Origin of the sequence: Sphingobacterium chuzhouense, from assembly GCF_014692525.1 — a bacterium.
GTDB classification, from domain to species: Bacteria; Bacteroidota; Bacteroidia; order Sphingobacteriales; family Sphingobacteriaceae; genus Sphingobacterium; species Sphingobacterium chuzhouense.
Genome location: NZ_JACNYL010000002.1, coordinates 515,295 through 533,900 on the forward strand (window position 1 = coordinate 515,295; position 18,606 = coordinate 533,900).

Annotated in this window: 15 protein-coding genes; 5 read left to right on the forward strand and 10 right to left on the reverse strand. The window is 37.4% G+C overall.

Annotated elements, in window-relative coordinates; translation table 11 throughout:
- Positions 1 to 4: 4 nt before the first annotated feature.
- Positions 5 to 2,119, reverse strand: a complete 2,115-nt coding sequence (locus H8B21_RS08570; protein ID WP_190313367.1) for a TonB-dependent receptor plug domain-containing protein — start codon at positions 2,117 to 2,119, stop codon at positions 5 to 7.
- Positions 2,120 to 2,122: 3 nt separating this feature from the next.
- Entirely contained in the window at positions 2,123 to 3,736 is a 1,614-nt protein-coding gene (locus tag H8B21_RS08575) for a TlpA family protein disulfide reductase (RefSeq protein ID WP_190313368.1), read from the reverse strand.
- Positions 3,737 to 4,657: 921 nt separating this feature from the next.
- On the opposite strand from H8B21_RS08575, the gene H8B21_RS08580 reads away from it, so the two are divergent.
- The 5 genes from H8B21_RS08580 to H8B21_RS08600 are packed head-to-tail and all read left to right on the forward strand — an operon-like array spanning position 4,658 to position 7,135.
- Positions 4,658 to 5,125, forward strand: a complete 468-nt coding sequence (locus H8B21_RS08580; protein WP_190313369.1) for a hypothetical protein — start codon at positions 4,658 to 4,660, stop codon at positions 5,123 to 5,125.
- A complete protein-coding gene (locus H8B21_RS08585) occupies positions 5,122 to 5,502 on the forward strand; it encodes a thermonuclease family protein (protein ID WP_190313370.1) in 381 nt (126 codons plus the stop codon). The genes H8B21_RS08580 and H8B21_RS08585 overlap by 4 nt, the downstream gene beginning before the upstream one ends.
- Positions 5,503 to 5,539: 37 nt before the next feature.
- Positions 5,540 to 6,019, forward strand: coding sequence for a hypothetical protein (locus H8B21_RS08590; protein WP_190313371.1), 480 nt, complete (start codon positions 5,540 to 5,542; stop codon positions 6,017 to 6,019).
- Positions 5,994 to 6,695, forward strand: a complete 702-nt coding sequence (locus H8B21_RS08595) for a hypothetical protein (protein ID WP_223814922.1) — start codon at positions 5,994 to 5,996, stop codon at positions 6,693 to 6,695. Before H8B21_RS08590 ends, H8B21_RS08595 begins: the two co-directional genes overlap by 26 nt.
- On the forward strand, positions 6,680 to 7,135 hold the full coding sequence (locus H8B21_RS08600) for a YbjN domain-containing protein (protein WP_190313373.1): 456 nt from the start codon (positions 6,680 to 6,682) through the stop codon (positions 7,133 to 7,135). The genes H8B21_RS08595 and H8B21_RS08600 overlap by 16 nt, the downstream gene beginning before the upstream one ends.
- A 39-nt stretch (positions 7,136 to 7,174) precedes the next feature.
- Here H8B21_RS08600 and H8B21_RS08605 read toward each other — a convergent pair whose 3' ends face one another.
- The 8 genes from H8B21_RS08605 to H8B21_RS08645 all read right to left on the reverse strand — a co-directional run bounded on the left by H8B21_RS08605 (position 7,175) and on the right by H8B21_RS08645 (position 18,599).
- On the reverse strand, positions 7,175 to 8,140 hold the full coding sequence (locus H8B21_RS08605) for a hypothetical protein (RefSeq protein ID WP_190313374.1): 966 nt from the start codon (positions 8,138 to 8,140) through the stop codon (positions 7,175 to 7,177).
- A complete protein-coding gene (locus H8B21_RS08610; RefSeq protein ID WP_190313375.1) occupies positions 8,133 to 9,947 on the reverse strand; it encodes an ORC-CDC6 family AAA ATPase in 1,815 nt (604 codons plus the stop codon). Before H8B21_RS08610 ends, H8B21_RS08605 begins: the two co-directional genes overlap by 8 nt.
- Complete coding sequence (locus tag H8B21_RS08615; protein WP_190313376.1) at positions 9,928 to 11,001, reverse strand: HD domain-containing protein; 1,074 nt, start codon at positions 10,999 to 11,001, stop codon at positions 9,928 to 9,930. The genes H8B21_RS08610 and H8B21_RS08615 overlap by 20 nt, the downstream gene beginning before the upstream one ends.
- Positions 10,982 to 12,091 carry a DNA cytosine methyltransferase gene (locus H8B21_RS08620; RefSeq protein ID WP_190313377.1) on the reverse strand — a complete coding sequence of 370 codons (1,110 nt, stop codon included), beginning with the start codon at positions 12,089 to 12,091 and terminating at the stop codon, positions 10,982 to 10,984. The genes H8B21_RS08615 and H8B21_RS08620 overlap by 20 nt, the downstream gene beginning before the upstream one ends.
- Before the next feature lie 100 nt (positions 12,092 to 12,191).
- The gene (locus H8B21_RS08625) at positions 12,192 to 13,631 is read right to left on the reverse strand and encodes a putative phage abortive infection protein (RefSeq protein ID WP_190313378.1); all 1,440 of its coding nucleotides are present in this window, start codon (positions 13,629 to 13,631) and stop codon (positions 12,192 to 12,194) included.
- A 4-nt stretch (positions 13,632 to 13,635) separates the two neighbouring features.
- A complete protein-coding gene (locus H8B21_RS08630; RefSeq protein WP_190313379.1) occupies positions 13,636 to 15,120 on the reverse strand; it encodes a 5-methylcytosine restriction system specificity protein McrC in 1,485 nt (494 codons plus the stop codon).
- Between the two features lie 2 nt (positions 15,121 to 15,122).
- Complete coding sequence (locus H8B21_RS20590) at positions 15,123 to 17,312, reverse strand: AAA family ATPase (protein WP_223814923.1); 2,190 nt, start codon at positions 17,310 to 17,312, stop codon at positions 15,123 to 15,125.
- A gap of 321 nt (positions 17,313 to 17,633) precedes the next feature.
- A complete protein-coding gene (locus H8B21_RS08645) occupies positions 17,634 to 18,599 on the reverse strand; it encodes a HaeIII family restriction endonuclease (protein ID WP_223814924.1) in 966 nt (321 codons plus the stop codon).
- Between the last annotated feature and the right edge of the window lie 7 nt (positions 18,600 to 18,606).

The window sequence follows — 18,606 nt, forward strand, 5'->3', positions numbered from 1 at the left end:
CACTTTACCCGTACGTAGCTCTCAATTTCAGATACGGCAGGAGGTCCGACCGGTAAAAATTTTCCTGCGACAATTCCCAAGAACCACCTGCTGACCAAAAGGGAACCCACTGATCGTTCGTTTTCGCGCCAAAGATATTTGCCCCATCCCTTCGTAAACTAGCGTAGAAACCATATTTCCGCTTATATATCATACTTCCGTTCAAATACAGCGAAACAAAGCGATTTAGTGTCTGTGAATACGTTGGACTCCCAAGAATACTGTAAGAAGCCCCGGTGGGCAACGTTGCATAGGGCTTACTATAATCTACTGGAACCGTTCGAAGCGGATCACTATTATACCCATATACCTGCATACTGCTCCCTTGTGCTTTATTTTGTCGAATTTCTGCACCAAGTATGGATTTGACATCGAAATCTGCCCACGTTTTTGTAAAATCCAATTGATTTCTCCATGTATAAGAAGAAACGGTGCTCCTATCCTCTTTCCGGATACCGCCTTTTGGAATGTTGTAGGTCACCGTATTCTGATCATGATCTATTTCCGTAAATTGATTAATCAATGTCCGTGTATAATAACTATCCATATCGTGATCAGCATAGCTGTTTACGTTCTGCGCCTGAATCTGAAAGCCGGAATTAAAATTCAAAAATTTAAACGGCTGGTAACGCATATTGGCAACGGTATACCACTCGGTTAGATCCGTGTTCGACACGGAGTGTTTATAGTCTTCCAGCGGTACGTACTCCCAAGACATCAAGTGCTCTGGGGAGTAACTCGCCATGAACTCCCTATCGTAGGAAAGATCAAATGGAACCGGCGCACCAGTTTGATCGGTAAACGCTGTATAAGGAACCGATTTGCTCCCATGTGTGAACGTCCTAAAACCCGGCGTTCCTGAATGCATGTTCTGGTTCGTGAATTGAAGATTCACATCGACCTGCAACTTTTCAGACAGTTGCAAGCTATTGTTAAAATGAAGGTTTAGTTTTCTGGAGCGATCCTTGTTTTCTCCATGATTATTGGTATACCCTATCCCCAGATTAGAGCGCATATTATCCGTCGTGCGCGCTATTCCCAGAAAAGACTGCATAAGTGCAGGTGTCTGTAGAAAATGTTCTTGATATGCTTTCTTACTGCTATTTCCCAACAATCCATTTACCATCCTTAAAGAATCGTCTGCCGTAATCACTCCTTTCTGCCGCTTATTTAAAATAGATATCATTGGTGTTACGGATCTTTCCGGATTGCGGTTCAGTTGGTTGTTGTAGTATCCGTTACGGAATAGCATTTCTTCGATAGCTATATAATCCGAAACATCCATTTCATACAAATTCGTGTAGTCGGACTTCTGCCCAGTTAATAGTGATTGCTGAAAAGAAATCTGTATACCATCCCGTGCGCTACCCTTTTTGCTCGTTATCACGACGACGCCATTTCCCGCACGGGCTCCCCATATAGAAGTTGCGGCGGCATCTTTGAGTATACTGATCGATTCCACATTATTGGGATCGATGTTCTCGATATTGCCCTCGTATATAAATCCGTCCAATACGATCAACGGATCAATAGGACCATTGATCGTACTCAATCCCCTTACTGTGAAATTGTGCTTCTGCCGATTGTTATCCTCTAAATTAACGTTATCGAAAAGTAGTCCCGATGATACGTTTCGCAATCGGTCCAGTATGTTGACGCCCATCTGTTCGTTTAGCACTTCTTTATCGATAACCTGTATGGAGCCAGTAATCTCATTTGGTTTCAGCGTTTGATACCCGGTATTAATTTCTACTTCGTCGATCACATTGTCCCGTGTGGTCAAGACGATATTTAAAAGTTCTGCGGGCAAGAAGGAAGTAATGGTTTCCTTCTCGTATCCAACGTGGCTGATGGTGAGCGTATCCCGCTCCACCGTCAGCATTTCAAAAAAGCCTTTATCATCCGTTTGCGCCCGGAACCCCGTCACTACAGAACCGATTACGGCGCCTCTTACTGGTTTTTTCTCGCTATTCCAAACCCTTCCCCGCTTCAATCCTTTTCCCTGCTGTGCAATTGCACTCCCTACACTCATCAGTACAGAAATAATCAGGACTGATAAGATGATCTTATATTTTATCATAACCTATAATATTTCCGTGAATTGATATGTAGTCACTAACCTAGTTTCGTGGATCACGTCAAAACCCATCGCTTGTACCAGGCTTTCCAAGTCCGTATCGCTCAGTTCATACAGATTATCTGGAAGCTCAAAATCTATCGCTACATCTATATCGTGTTTACCAACGAGCGTCGGCTCCCTAAATAGATTGGATAGATACATCTGCAAACCGGTAATATGTACATTCTGCAAATACATGGGCATATTTTCTGGGTTAGTCTGGGACTGTAGTATACCTCCTGTTGTTTTGAACTGTGCTAAACGTTGCGTAGGTTTCAGTACCCTTACCTTTACGCTATCTTCTTGCACCGTTATTTGATAGCCCAGAAAGTCTTGGAGATCCTGGCGAAAATTCCTTCGGAACACATCAAAGCTGTTATCATTGCTCGTCTTGAACGTATAACAGAATAGATCAATCGGCGGATTTGAGCTTAGTCTTCTTATGGCTCTTCTTAACCGGTCTCCATCTGGACTTTCCGGAAATATCCATAACGACTTCGGAACGTTCCGCATACCCCAAGCCAATTCAATCATATAGGACAATGGCTGGTTTACTATATTGTAGTTTACATAATCCCCAACAGTGTCTGTTTTCAGTGTTTTAGATCGAGGGCCGTCTTGGTAACGGTAAAATCGGGAAACCTCGATGTCATCGGAAGATGACTCACCGCGGTTTGCCGTGCCGTAATCGTCTTTCTGAAAGAAATCTATACGTCCGTTTTCCAGAAAATCTGTGATGTTTTTTGTGGTTACTTCATAACTGTGGCTTGACCCTATAAACCGCAGATCTCCATCCAACCATACAACATGCGGAATTATTTTATGACGAAATAGCTGCTGAAAAAGTGTATCCTCCAAAAGATAAGGAAGATCCAGTTTGTAGTCATGCACTTTTTTGTAGCGTTCTAAAAGTTGCTGTACCTTGCTTGGTGTATCCTTTGTTTGAACCGTATTCACAAGCAGCACATCAAGCTGTTGCGGAAACTCCTTCTGCAATCTACTAAGGTTTGGAAATCCTTCGATACAACTCTTACACCAGGTCGCCCAAAAATCCAGTATGATCAGTTTCTTATCTCGATAGTCATTTAGCGTAATCGTATCCTTTCCTTCCGGATGATTCACCACCTGCAAAGGCATGTTCCACAGCTCCTCCGGTATGGTATCTCCTATCTGCAACGGTTTGATTTCGGTTTGCCCTTCGGCAGCCCGCGTTTCCGCGGACTGCGCCCAGGCGTCTGATAGATTAAACAACATGAAACAAAACCATACCAACACAAAAGGTATGGTTCTGCTCTTCACTGTTTCGGCTATATATAATACTATACTGGAAGTGGGCAGTAGCTCCCCCCCTGCTATTTTCTGTCTATTGGTATTACCGACGGGAATGAAATCCTCTTTCGGTGTGGCTGTTATAAAAGGTATATAACTGGTATAATACTCTGATGGCATAAATTCTTGATTTGTTAGTCGTTTTCTAGCTTTACACGCTGATTTCGCGTGGATGTTTGAGCGGCGACTATGCCGTAAAGATCTGCTTGAGGAAAGGAGATAGCTCTCCCTTTCGTATAATTTTTCCATTTTTTCTGATTTTTAAAGTGACGCTCGAGTGCAGTAAAAAACTGCACTTCAAGCGACACAGATTCACAACTAAATCGAAAAAAATGCGGATTATACGGTCTCTACGTTGTTTTTACGATACGCTTGGCATCGCCGCATTCTGAGAAAAAACCGACCTCAAGAATTTTATCTAAAAACAATAATCCTATTTTACGGGATTTTTATTTGCAAGGAACTAGAAAAGTTGATAACTTTAGGTGCGACGCTGAATTTAACAACCGATCAATTGACCTGGGCAAACATTTTGTTTTGATAATCAGAGGTCGGTAGCAGACGCGAAGTCTGAGATGGTATTTTGCTTTTGTTGAGACTTATGAGGTCTCACCCCAAACCGGGCTTTAGGGATTTTAACAAAAAGCATACTCCTCCTCTCCTCGCGATCTGTTTGTCGGTAACGTTATTCAGGCGAACGCTTTACGTTCTGGTAAAGTTGTTTACGGGAAAACCGGAGACTGCGATCCTTGATCGGGTCTGGATGGTTTTGCTTGGTTTTTTTTAATCGTTCAATCATAATTTAAAATTTATTGAACGACTCACTCTTGAAGCTTTAAGATTTTTATCGCCTAAAAATAGTAGGGCGGAACTCAAAGCTTCTGAACTGGTACCGTCAAGCAACCCCTACAACCGAAGTTGCAGTTCCCCAGAAGACTAACATGAGCGCCGCCCTACTGAACTATATCGCAAATATACGAAAATTCAGTAGAAAGCGAGCTCACGATCTACTCATGGGGAAATTGACGGTTTCGTTCATGAGTGACATCGTTAACGGTGGAATTAACCACTAAAATTTTGTCGCTTTATTGTTTAACTGACACAAACATACATAACATATACGACATAAAGAAATATTTCAACCATTTATCGTAAAATATTTGCATAAACATGAAGACAGCATTGGGAAACTATTTAGATAAGAACAAATCGAATAAATCAAAAATTGCGCGGAAGATAGGCTTGTCGGAAGATAGATTAAATGCATTAAGCAATGAGGATACAGCAATTTTATACGCCGACGAATTTTATAAGATACTCTTTCTCTCGAATTATTACGCTGGTGTCCCACTTAAAGAGTTTGATAACTCAATTACTCAGATATTTCCAAATAGAAAAAAAGGAATTCTTGTAGACAAGTTTAGTCATTTATCGCCGACGGCGCAGCTCTTTCTAGTCCACACACAACCTAAGAGTGACGTAGAATCTGCTATAGGAATGCCCAGAAACAAGATATCAAAATTTGCAACCGACGATAAAAAAAGAGCCACGGCTTCAGAGTTCATAAATTTTTGCGACGGTATGAATTTGGATATTCTTGAAAAATTTGAGAAACTGTTCGGGAAAATACAGATATGAAAAGGTTATTAGCGTACTTCCTCTTTATACTTCCTCACCTATGTCTTTCACAAAATCTGAGTGGAAAAGTAATTCGTGTTACGGACGGGGATATTATTACAATACTTGATTCAACAAATACACAAGTACGAATCCGACTTTACGGTATTGATTGCCCAGAGAATGGGCAAGACTTTGCTAATGCTGCTAAAAAATTTACGTCAGATTTATGTTTTTCTAAAGTCATATCAGTGGATGTAAAAGACATAGATAGATACGGGCGCACGGTGGGTATTGTATGGGCGCAAGACTCAATAAATGTAAATTTTGAATTACTCCGTGGAGGTTTAGCATGGCATTATAAATATTTTGATCAGTTAGAAGAAGTAATAATTTAGGAACGGATTTACAATGTTAAACCATTGATTAAAAGCAATGTCAAACAAAAAATTAAAATATCGAGAGTACTTAGAACGATTCCCCGACTGTCCTTGCAGTACAAAATATAGCGAGGTAGAAATGTTTGCTTACCGCTGGGTAAAAAGACAAGAAGGAATGAGTGATTTCATGCCATTGAATTTGATTAAAACCCCACCGCAGAGAATTTTGGATGACAGCGATCAGATGTGTAAAGGTTATGGACTTTCAATGTTTCTATCATTAAAACTTGCGGCCAAAAAGTATAACAATCTCACTGCAAAGCTCAGAGGTAACCTACGTGAAAAGCAGGTACAAGACTATGGCAAAGAAATTGCTCTTCTTAATTTAGATCATGGGGATGGCATAGCTGGTGATATTAATTCAGTTTCGGGTCATTTTACATTTCATGAGTATGAAGATGCTGACCTATCAAATAAAATAATAGAAATATTTAATATATTTGATGAGAATGGAAAATTTGTCATATATCAATAACAATCAGCTATCACAGGATCAGCTAATCAGAATTGGAGATATTGTCAATTTTGAAGGGCCCCTTATAACATTATATCAAGATCGAAAGTACTTTGATCTATATATTTTTGATTGGGTAGATAGAGATGAAACAACAAATAGATGGTTAATCTATCAAGTGAATGCCCATGCTCTGAATAGGTTTTTAAATAGAGAAATTCCTCATACTTTGTTGTTTGAAAGTATCCCTCAAAAACCTATTTTCGTAACCGATATACATCATGGACATACTTTGCTTAGTAGTCCTATAAAGGAAGTTCATGATATTCCGAAAAACTACTATCCCGAAGAAACATATTTTGACAAAGAAGACTGCCCTTCTACAGGAAAACTTAAAGATGCCATACTCGATACTATAACCTCTAGTTCTCTACACAACAGATTGAAACATCCCTCATGGATTAAGGCAGATGTGCATTTCATGTATACAGGATCATTTAGTATGAGGAGCAAAATAAGCATGAATTTACACGAAAGTTTCGATATGAATATCGGATCAAATGTAGAAGCATCATATTATCGTCTTGACAATATTAACGCTATTCATCTAATGTCAAAAGTATATACTTCGGCAAAACAGAAAGAAAATATATTGGACAATAAATATAGACAAAAATACTCATGCTTGCCAGTTTAAAGAGCTTTTTAGACAATCAACAGTGGTCTTATTCCAAAGGAAAAGATGAAAATCTTATTCTCTTCGGGATAGCCGGATCAAATGGCAACTTCCAATGTGTTGCAGACGTTAATGAAAAATCAAAATATTTCGTATTCCTTTCCATTATAGGTCTAAGAGCACCAGAAGACAAAATTGAATCTTTAATTGGCGCTATCAATAAAATCAATTACCGTCTCCCTTTCGGCAATTTCGAAATAGATTACGCAAATGGTGAAATTAGATTTAAAACTGGTTTATTCTGTAACGGTATTGATTTCAATGAGAATCTAATTGAGAATATCATTGTACCAAATATCATGTATACCGACACCTATATTCCTGTTTTCAATCAATTAATATTGGAGAATAAGACGCTCGATGAGGCATTGAAAGTCTTGGATCATCATCAAGAAAAATAGACTTCAAATCCATTTTTAATCTCATTAGTGAGTTGATTTTCAGCTACCTTTTTTTATTAAATCAAAATATTCTAATGAAAACAAATAACAATCATCGCTTGGTTTAGAATAAGCATTTATATTATACTCGTGAGGTCTGACGTAAGATAATTGAACGACTGGATTTTGTAATGCAACCAAACCTGCCCCTAAAGTTGATATTTTATTGTTTAATGGAGTAATAACGACGTTATAGTTTGGATATTTATTAATCTGCTTCTCTATCTCCTGTTGACATTTTATAGAATCATCTAAAGAAAATTCAAAAGGTTCACAAAAAGGATATCTATTGATTAAATCCAAGTGCAATTTTCTATTTAATTCATAATGCTTCGAATTCAAACTGCCCTCTGGTCCTACTCCAATGCTGACCTTATCGAATTCAAAGCTCTCAATCAGTTTAACCGTTCTCTCATACTCAAATCCAAAAAGAATAATCAAATGATTTTTCTTAGCGGGGTTTAAAACCCCAGGGTACCCCAAAACAGAGCGTATGGTCTTGGTCCCTTTTGACAACCATTTATTACCTTCTTGTTCCTTGTAAGAATATTCCTCGACACCTAAGTATATAAAGCGAACCCCTTTATAAAAATCTCTAAATATTTCTAAATATTTAAACAAAATTAATAACCCTTCATGGGTAAAGGTAGATATATCAACTAGGATATTTCCTATATTTTCGTTGAATATAAATTTACCTATCAGACTTTTGTATGAAACTAAAGGGTTATCTGAACTAAACTCCATAAACTCAACCTTATCATTAGATTGAAAATGAGCAAAATTTCCTTCAAAAAACTCCTGTTCATTTTTGTTAAATGCAACCCAAGACTTACGACGTATAAGATTGCAATTTAAAAGCTCATCATATACGACCTTACATCTATCCTCAAATGAGATGGAAGTGATGAATAAGTCTATTTCTCCAACATTGTCTCTTAAATCTGAAATCTTAAATCTATTCATTTTCTAAAATATCATAGTTTTCAAATAAGTCCATTTGTTGAGGCTTTTCCTCTAGGTCAGCTTCATATTTTTTATTTCGGATATTTGCTAAGAAAACACTTGGCTTATTACATGCTAAATTTAACATCTCCTCTGTAAGGTAAAGATAACCGGAAAAACTCATCGGATCCAATTTATAATACGGAGAGAGCATTCTATTCAATATATAAAGTTTCGATCTTCCTAAGCCACTTTTAGAAGAAAGTGTTGCTGAATGAAAATATCCATAAACTACACCTAATTTTAAAACGTCTTTAATATCAGTATTAAGGTTTCCATCGTAATAGAATGAAAACTTTCTTCTTTCTGAGCTATTTGACTCCAAGATAATCCGAAACGCCTTTCCCACGGAATCAATTAAATTACGTAATTTTTTATGCTTATTTAATCTGTCTTCGTCTAAATCACAGTCCTCCAATAATTTTTCAAATTCATCATTAAAAAAAGAATATGAGTATTCCTTTATTTCTTTATCTTGAATATTAACCGGTATATAATTAACAACTTTATCTGATGAATTGTTCAATGTAGAAGTGAACATCTTGGAAGAAAGATCCAAAAAACTTCTTATTATACCAGAAGACAGATGAACCAATTGATCAAATCCTGCATAACTATATGTATATTGGTTCTTCATCCTAGTCATATATTCAGGTCTCGCATTTCTATATGCAAAATCATAGGCCTTTTTCGTACTTCCTGTTTTTTGAAGTTCTTGAGCATACAATTCATCATGAAGAGCTTTGACTTTTTCATCTTGCTCTATATTACTTGGATAAAAATCCTCAGCTTGACAATCAATAGATGAGATTGTCTTCAAACGCTTCTCTATAATTTCTTTGACATTCTTTTTATAACTTTCCTTCTGGTCAGACGTATAAACCTGATTAAGAGTTATCTCAGAATAATCATGTGGGGAATCTATTTTTGATCCTGTCACTGTAAAGTATGTCAAATACTTAAGTTGGGTGGAAATCTTAAATGAGACAAGTTCTGTATTACGAGCTGATACCCATGTATTCAATATTTTTGTCTGAGTTATATTTAATTCATCAGCATCATCTATCAACAGATAAAAATTTGCTACACGTAGAAATGATGTTTTTTTTAGTGCTTTTATTAATGGTAAAAGGAAATTTTGAAATCTAGCAATAGGTCCTCCATAAGGTAGATTACTATCTCCAACTAATAATTTAGAAAGATATTTTACTACAAAATCATTTTGGAGATCTTCACATTTCTCCCTTATTTGCATAAAAAGATCATTAAAAGAACTAGTTGGATTAATAGACGCATCTTCTCTATCTAATCCCGCTTTATAAAACAATTTTTCAAAAGTACTTTTAAAAGTATTTATTTCATCTTGATTATCATAAGCCTTTAAATCTTCTTTTTCTAAGGAGTCAAATATTTTTATTGAAAAATATAAAACTAAATAATATTCATTCAGCAAAATATTTCCATGCACATTCTCCAAAAGTTGGAGTTCTGTTATATTCAAAGATGTTTCTTTGATCGGAATGTGCACAGAATAAAAATTTATTTCACTCAAAGATTTGTCAGATTTTTTCATCTGACAATCTGGCCGCATAATTCGAAACATCATGCTTTTCCCTGATCCTCTAGGACCGTGAATAAAGGTGTTACCATTATTTAGAATATTATAATAGTCTCTAAACACGTCAACAAAAAGATTTAAAGCTTCGTCTGTTGAAATTTGTTCAGGAGTTAAATATTGAAACGGATTTTTAGTGTGAGCTACTAACATCTTTTATTCCTCCAATTTTACTTTGTTCGCAAACAATTGCACCTGTTGCACCAATTAACTCTGGACATATATCTTCTATTCCATTATTATGATAAGATGGGTAACCAACTTCTTGCAACTCATAAAAAATTGTATTTTTCTTGGGTTTTCCACGAGCATCCTTTTCATTTAATGTAATAACAATATCAACACGTATTTTATCGATTTGAATAAGTGGCCTCATAAATCTCATACAATAAATTTTTTCTAAAAAAGTCTTATAGGTCCTTTTGTAAATTTGATCTATCAAAAAAACTTTGATATTTTCATTATCATCACCATTTTTCCGAACCATATCATATTCCTTACATAAATCGTCTTCTTCTATATCAAAAGATAATTTTATTTCTCTTGCTCTACTGTCAATCTTTACAGAATGTAGAGAATAAGATAATTTGTGGTAAATCTCAGCTTCCGGAACAATCTGTTTTGCCATCAATTGCAGTTTACTTGCACGAGTTCTGTCTTCCGAAAGCTCATCCGCAAATTTTAGAATCGCGGCTAAAAGCGGTTTTCTGACATCAAAATCTAATATCCTATCTTCATTCAAATCTGAAATTTTATCCTTGATATCTCCTCCATGGGCTTCAGCTATTTCAAATATACAGTCCCACTCTATTCTATCTTGTCCAGCTTGGATTCCGTATTCTTTAATAACATCAATTGATCTAATTTCATGTCCATTTCTTCCTAATATATTACCCACGTCATGGATATGAATTGCCATAAGCAATATATATATCTCATATTCTGACAGTTTCTCACTAGTATCTTTCAACAATTCAGAAGCTCTTAAAATCACCTTCTTTATATGGTCAGGTCCATGATCGTTAAGATATCCTCCATCATAAGAAATCGCTCCCATTTGTACATAAGGATGAATTTTTGTATTGAATTGATCCGACATATATGCATATCTCGTCACATAGTTTTCATTAGAAGGAAAGATATGAGGTTTACTTCCATCCAACTTCAAAAAATATTCTTCTATAGTTTTAAACTCGCCTAGATCCATATTCGGTATTACATTCAATAATCTTTTTAAATATTTCTTTTGCCAAAAGAGGCGGAACTGCATTTCCTATTTGTTGTTGAATTTCTATCAAAGTACCCTCAAAACAGAAATTATCAGGAAAACTCTGCAACCTAGCCGCTTCTCTCACCGATAGTCCCCTATCCTCAAAAGGATGTATCAACATATTCTTGCGATAATTGGATATTACAACAGAAGTCTTGGTAGGATCGAGTCTTCGATAGATGCCACTATGGCAATTGTTTCTATCCTTATAATTTTGCATCAGTTCTTCCGGAATAGCTTGCCAATTCTGTCCGGGTTTTATATACTTGTAGCGTTCGATTACGTATTCCTTATTTCGAGACACAAGGTTTTGCCTACATTTCTTTAACCCCGACCGCATCAATTTAGCATACTGGTTACCCTTAGAAATAGGAGCTCCATAAGGCAACTTGTCTTTCAAATCGCCATTGCTTAATGAAGGTAAATCTTCAAAGGCATCGCCAACAGTAATTTTCTGCTCAAAAGGCTTTGGAAAGACAAAATCAATTCCTATTCTATTCCCAACCATGATGAATCGATTACGGTTTTGCGGCACACCATAATCTGCTGCACAAAGTACCTTTTCATTGGTAGAGTACCCTAGTTCTTCAAAGAGCTCTTTAATCTGTACAACTGTATTTCCTTTGTCAAACGTAGTTATCCCCTCTACATTTTCGAACAAAAACCATTTTGGTTCTAAAACACGGACAAATCGAACAAATTCATGGAAGAGATGGTTGTTGGGATTATCCAAATTCCTGCTTTTGGTATTTGATGAGGAAAAACCTTGACACGGTGGTCCCCCAAACAATATGAATGGATCTTTGGGGGCTACTTTCAATGGATCAATTTTCCGAATGTCGTCAATGATAACCTTACTATGCGGATGATTCTTTTTAAAGGTAAGGGCAGAACTTTTATCTTTCTCTACAGCCACCAAAACTTTGATGCCTGCCATCTCGGCCCCCAGACTCAGTCCTCCGGCACCACTAAAGATATCAACTGCTAGAAAATCTTGCTGTTGGTTTACTACATCTATTTTTGACATTGAGGTTTCCAAAGTATAAAACGCCGAAAATTAAGAAAGCAAAGTTAATAATAGACCCTAAAATATAATTATTATTTGATTAAAAAAAGTGGATACAGAATTAAACATTTTCTACGCCATTTTTAATTCTTTGATTTTCTACATCATTTAGTATACTTTGTATGCCATCAATGGCGAATAGTTTATCTTTAGAAGGGTTATTACCCTTATAGACGAACTCTCGGTATCTTTTCTTTTTAAATTCTCGAGTAGGATCAAACTCAGCCATAACAAGCTTCTTGTCAAGATTGTGCAGGATCCTATAATCAGTAAAGTAACGTTTTCGCTTTTTCCCCTCAATCCGTTTCTCTTCCCAAGCTTTTCCATACCCACCTAACCAATTATAGTAAAGCAATACAATCTCGTGGTTTGACAACTGTGCTCTGAAAATTTTGAGATATTTGCGCTTTTCTTCGTACGAAAGCAAATTAGGTGATTGATGTACCACGTGTTTTACAAGGTTAAACATGTGCCGATAATAGTGACCCAAACGACTCTGATGTCCTGAAAAAGGTTTGTAATTGAAATAGAGTTTCAAATCCACTGTCGGAAGTTTACCTTGAAAATGTCTTATTACTAAACTATTGTCGCCATAAAGGTAATTCTTCTTTCTCTTAGAATCGTGAATATCTGTCGACAGCTCCCCTTTCATGTGTTCAGATCTCAATGATTTCAACTCTAATTTTAAATTGTTCAAAAAAACTTCGTCGAACTTCGCTTTCAAGTGTATTATAGATTCCAAATAAGAATCGTATCCTTCCAAAAATATTTCATAAGCTAACCGAAAATACTTTTTCCGATCTATGTCTGTCATAAAGATCATTACATCATTTTCCTTAATCTTATTAGGGTATGATAAAACGAATGCTCTTTTTACAACCAAGTAAATTGCGCATATTTCTTTAACCATGGTAACAAAAACTTTTCTCCCATAAGTCACCTTATCTTCTCGTCTTTTGTTAATATTACTATCCTTCACTTTTTCTGTACTGTCGTTGAAAAAACTATATTCATAGCCGTTAATCTCCATTTCGTTTACATTTTCTTTGTGCAAGCGCAACATTTCATAGAACTGCGATTCGAATTGTTGCAGTTTAAACTGTTCCTTTAACTGATCGTTGGCGATAAGAACCACTTTATTTGCCTTATATTGCATATAAAAAGCAAGTCCAGTGACAATAACGCCCGCCATGGCAACAAATGGGTTCATAACCCCTCCTATCGTATCGCCTAAAGGACCAGAAATATCATAGATGCTTTTTGGACTTGCGCTCTCATCACCACCTTGCAGAGTTAGGTATTGAATAATAAAATAGGGAGCAAAAAAGGAGAAAATAATTAATAAAAATCCAATACATAATAAATAACGACTCACAGCGTCCATTTCCTTTTTTTCATCTGTTCGTTTGGCAAACGGCTTTGTTAGGATAAAATACACTACAGAAAAAAGAATAACCACAAAGGCCAGATGAAAATACAGTGTAAACAATTCTGGTGGCATAGTATTATTTAAAATTATGAATAGGTAATTTCACTCCTAATTTATATACCCTGTGGTATGCTTTTATTTGACGATTGCTATCCTCGAAACATTTCCGGATAACCTCGATTGAAAATCCGTCTTGGAGTCTATCCGTATCCTCCAAATCGATACCATTCTCCAAATCGGGATATATGATCAGACAATCGATATGGCGATCATCTTTAATTTCAAGCTCTTCGCGGACTCTATTTAAACGTGCATAACCAGCTACCTGTCGGATGTCTTGATGTATATGGCTGTGTTTATAATGCAATTTATATTTGGCATCAATGATCATCGAATAATTTCCGTTTTTAACTAAGATATCCAAAGCGTTGCCATAAGTGGAAAATTGATACCGGATCTTTCCGGTGTCATTCCCATTTGCTTGCAGTAGTTTCTGATAAACGTACAGCTCGAAGAGCAGTGGCATATCGATCCAAAAAGGAGGCGTTTTTACCTTTTTCTCCGTCGTTTGGGTAATATTGAAGGCAAACCGCTTTAGGATATACTGACCGATCTGGATCGCCTCCTTATATTCCTTGAAGAACGGATTATGCTTTAAATGGCGGAGCTGTTCTTCGGCAATTTGATTACCGACATGCTCAAAAGACGGACGAGCATAGTTTACAAGGTGTAAGATTGCACCTTCGTTGCTCCTGAAGATGTCCTTATTATTCTCCACGTAGCTAGCGACAAAGCTCAACACTTTTTTGAGAAATCGATTTTCGATACTGTCTTCTCCAAACTGTTGATACGAACAATGGGTTTGTGTAAGTCGGTTACGCAGGATATTATTTTTTATCTGCTCAGAGACCAAGATTTTGCCTTTGACACGATTGCTAAGATTTTCCTGCACATTGTAATAGGACTTTTTAAGTCCCTTTCGTACGATGCGCTGTAGAAGTTGTAAGTACTGCACCACCAGAAAAGGTGTAAGTTGGTCCTGCTCTTGGGAAATGGGAACACATATCTCGTCCCACTCTATCTTGACGAGGTCGCCGCATTCTTTTGAAACAGTGGCGTCGGCCATCACCTCGAGAATCATCTTGAGAAAGTTTATTTCTTTGAACTCGCCTTTGATGTCGGTCAACTCCTGCTCCGCTTGCTCCTCATTACGCTCAGCAGACTCAACATCTTCTTCGGCCACATTAGTTTGGTCGTTAAAGAATTTCGTTGTTTTCGAATTGACCTTCGGTTCTACCTGTATATACCGTTCGCCTCTGAGCAACCAATCCACGCCGATAAAATAACCGGGCTGTATGACGATTCTGTTTTCTTCCTTAAAGTGCGAAACTTCATAACAATTTTGTCTTGGTCGAAAGAGTTTGCTCCTTAGATTACGGTATTGCAAAAAACTGCTAGCGGCCAACGAAAGCTTCAACGAAGCGGCATCGAAAATATTTTCGGCTATATCGTCATTCTGGAGAATCTCGCCGCTAACATGTTCTCTTAATATAAACCCCATGGCTATAAGTTGTCTATATAGACCGATACGTCTTCCGCTTCGATCTTACCGATCAGAACACCATCCTTAACATATTCGCGAAGTATCGGTTTAATCTCATAGTCCATTTTTAATTTGAACAATTCATCTCGACTGTTGGCATCGACGGTATCTTCTTTTTTAACGATAAAATAGCTATGCCCCAATTGCACGTCCTTGACATCAAATTCGTTGCTGACATTATTCCGGTTAAATAGTTTCGCTACTTTTTCGTATCCTGTTGTGTTGAACCAGATCTCATCAGTATCTGTTAATCTTTCGGGCAGTAGATCGACGAACGCGAAACGCCTCCGTATTGCATAGTCTATATGGCCGACGCTGCGATCTGCGGTGTTCATCGTACCGATAATATAAAGGTTTCCCGGCAACGATATTTTATTGGAGTTGTTGAGAGCATACATAGATTCCACTTCGTGCCCCCGGTATTCAAGGGCATAGATGAGTTCGCCTAATACCGAGGACAGATTCGCCCGATTGATTTCGTCTAGAATAAGGATATAATTACGCGTGGGATCTAAGGTCGCTTTGTCTGCCATATCGACCAAGATTCGGTTCGTAGCTTTGTACATAATACTGGCTCCATTAGTGTCCGTGGAAATGCCGCGAACAAAGTCTTCGTATGTATAACTAGGATGGAATTGTAAAATACGTAGTCTCTCGGTGTTTTGAAGGGTTTCGACCTGTTCTTCCAGTTCGAGTTGTTCCTGTACATATTTGGCAAGGGCAGCTTCATAGGAGTCATTACCCCACTTGATTGTACCTACTTTTGACCATTTCTCATCTTCATAGTATGATATTATCCTCGCGAAAGATGCGGGATAGACTTTCTCTGTTTTCAGCGTTTTGACTTTAAAGCTACTATCGGTGATCTCCATAACCTCATAGTCGGAGTAATCGGAAACACTCCGTAATTTTAAACCAACAGTTATAAATCGCTTTAAATCTGCTTCATCAATTTTTTTCGGCTTTTGATAAACTTTATCGCCATCGATCTTTAAAAGAACCTCCGCTATACGCTTGGCCGCGCGGGTTTTCCCAGTACCTGGAGGGCCTTGAAGGATGATCTGCTTCTTGTAGGCAAGCAATGTTGACGCTTTTTGTTCAGTGGGTGTCAAGTCCATAGTTAATGCTTTATGAGGAAATCGTTCTTTTAATTTTTTCAGTAAGGTATCGGCAGTGCTATCGTAGAGTTCATTGTAGCATTCCAACAGTCCTTCAATAAGATCCAGGGTATTCAGATCAAATTTCCGAGTATGGCTGATGGCTTGTACTCCCTGCCAAGGTTTACGTTCTAAGTAATCTGGAAGTTCACCAAAAAGGCTCGATAACTCCTTATTGCCTTTTGACGCGCCTTCGAAATGAAGATCTACCGATATTTTGCCATCTTTATCTTTGTGAATCTCGTAGTGAGCGTCCAAGGAATCGAACAAGCCTGTACTATCTACCAACCAATAAAATTCTTTCGGATTGTTGTGACCTATAGCAATATCCAATTGATTGTCGAAAATATGCTTTTCCAAGATCGGTTTGAGCGCTGCGAAATTATTGATTTTTGGAAACCAGTTTTCCTTCTCCTTATATATCTGTTTAGCAATTGACACCGTCAGATTATCCTCATTGGGTATTTGACGCCTCGTTTCGCTGTCAACCTGTGATATTAATCCGGAGACAAATGTGGATTCATTGTATTGCTCTCCCAGATAATAATCTGCAATAAATTTTCGATGGTCGACGCTCAGTATATTGATGTTTTCCAGCGGTATCGATAGCATTTGTAAGGCATACCTCACGCCTATGTTTGTATTCGGCGTATGATACTTGTAGTTGAAAACATGTTTAACCCAAGGTCCCATTCTGATGGCCGCCTTTGCCAACACGCGATTATCGCTATATTTATTGTATTTCTTTTTATCTCGGGCATGCGTGTCGCAATAAGAAATCACCTCAAAGATTGCTTCTCTCGCCTCTTCAAGCTCACCGTTGAGGGTAGCTCTAACAAACGCTTGATAATCTAGAACCAACTCTCCCAAAGATGTAATATCTTCAGTTGAGAGGTTAAGATCCAACCATCTTTTTAAGGCTTCACGTCCTTTTTCAAAATAGTATTCTTGGCCTGCGATCAGACTATCGGGTTGTAGCGTCAACTTATTCAATAGTGTGTATTATTAAATTATTAATGGCTTGTTGTGTAACGGTAAATATAGGGGATAATTTCATTCAAACGAAATCCACCGACGGAATAATAGTTGCTTGTTGTGGCATAAGTTGTAGGAACGTTAATAGTTCGTAACGTGAAGGATCTAACGTACAATGACACTTAAGAGCCGTTACAATACTTTTTGATTGATGTAGAAGAGATATATCCAAATAAAGAATAAATTTCAATGCGCTATTGAAATTATAGTGCGCTCAATTCAAGTCAAAAAAACAGTTAATAAAATATCAACCCGTCGTCCTGTTTCGGAAGAAACACCTTAATTTACAAATAACTTATTTGTGAATAGTGTATGTGGAGAAGAAATTAGGTTTATATCGAACTTCAAAGAAGACTCTATCCTTGAGCTAGCGTTATGAATTCTAAATGAAATCTGCCAACCATCATTGAGCGTAACAAGCAGTGTGTTTTTAGAATTCTCTTGATAAACGATTTCAATCAATCTCGTAGGCAATTTTAGTCGGTCAACCCTGGCCTTAGACTTCACGGTGCCAAACGGCAAATTGAGCGTTCCGTATAGGTGATAGGCTTGAATTTCCACCTGTCCCTTAGATTTGATAACTTTATAGAAATCTTGCTGTCCAACTAAATACTGCACCAAGTTTCTGGCAACAACTCCCGGATTCTCTCTGTCTAAGCGGATAAGCTCTTCTTTGAATGCATCCAAAACTGGGACATATACAGAATCATGATAATTACCGAGGCTCTTCCATGTTTTGGTAGCACCACTTTGCTTTCGGAGTACAGCAAGTTCCTGAAAAATAGGACGAATATTAGCAAAATATTGTTCAGAACAGGGTATCCCTAACCATTTCTCTCCGAAATCAAGCTTATGTGATAATCTTGAATGTTTAACTGCTCTATGATTATTCTTGGCAGATATCCCAATTTCCCAATGTTGATTTAACCTAATAGCCAACACATCTCTTACATCCCCGGCTTGTCCTTGCTTATCAGAGACAAGTTCTAATGTCAAGATATCGCTTCCATCAATACCATTCGCTAACCGAGGTTCTAGATCAATTAAAAAATTAACAGCAAAACTGGCATACAATCTAAAGGAGCCTTGATCCTTTTCTGAAAACCCTTCGAAATACCCTTTAGCTGCGCGGTAAGGATCATTCTCTATCACGATCACCTTAGTAACCAAGCTAAGTTTCTCCAGAAATTCCGTTAGTAAAGCATATTCGAAAGCTTTACCGTTTATCGTTTGTTTGTTAGCCATCCTTAAA

Coding starts and splice junctions, on each gene's coding strand:
- H8B21_RS08590 (WP_190313371.1), top strand. CDS start 5,540: ATGTCAAACAAAAAATTAAAATATCGAGAGTACTTAGAACGATTCCCC.
- H8B21_RS08600 (WP_190313373.1), top strand. CDS start 6,680: ATGCTTGCCAGTTTAAAGAGCTTTTTAGACAATCAACAGTGGTCTTAT.
- H8B21_RS08630 (WP_190313379.1), bottom strand. CDS start 15,120: ATGGGGTTTATATTAAGAGAACATGTTAGCGGCGAGATTCTCCAGAAT.
- H8B21_RS08585 (WP_190313370.1), top strand. CDS start 5,122: ATGAAAAGGTTATTAGCGTACTTCCTCTTTATACTTCCTCACCTATGT.
- H8B21_RS08645 (WP_223814924.1), bottom strand. CDS start 18,599: ATGGCTAACAAACAAACGATAAACGGTAAAGCTTTCGAATATGCTTTA.
- H8B21_RS08595 (WP_223814922.1), top strand. CDS start 5,994: ATGGAAAATTTGTCATATATCAATAACAATCAGCTATCACAGGATCAG.
- H8B21_RS08605 (WP_190313374.1), bottom strand. CDS start 8,140: ATGAATAGATTTAAGATTTCAGATTTAAGAGACAATGTTGGAGAAATA.
- H8B21_RS08625 (WP_190313378.1), bottom strand. CDS start 13,631: ATGCCACCAGAATTGTTTACACTGTATTTTCATCTGGCCTTTGTGGTT.
- H8B21_RS08580 (WP_190313369.1), top strand. CDS start 4,658: ATGAAGACAGCATTGGGAAACTATTTAGATAAGAACAAATCGAATAAA.
- H8B21_RS08615 (WP_190313376.1), bottom strand. CDS start 11,001: ATGGATCTAGGCGAGTTTAAAACTATAGAAGAATATTTTTTGAAGTTG.
- H8B21_RS08620 (WP_190313377.1), bottom strand. CDS start 12,091: ATGTCAAAAATAGATGTAGTAAACCAACAGCAAGATTTTCTAGCAGTT.
- H8B21_RS08575 (WP_190313368.1), bottom strand. CDS start 3,736: ATGGAAAAATTATACGAAAGGGAGAGCTATCTCCTTTCCTCAAGCAGA.
- H8B21_RS08610 (WP_190313375.1), bottom strand. CDS start 9,947: ATGTTAGTAGCTCACACTAAAAATCCGTTTCAATATTTAACTCCTGAA.
- H8B21_RS08570 (WP_190313367.1), bottom strand. CDS start 2,119: ATGATAAAATATAAGATCATCTTATCAGTCCTGATTATTTCTGTACTG.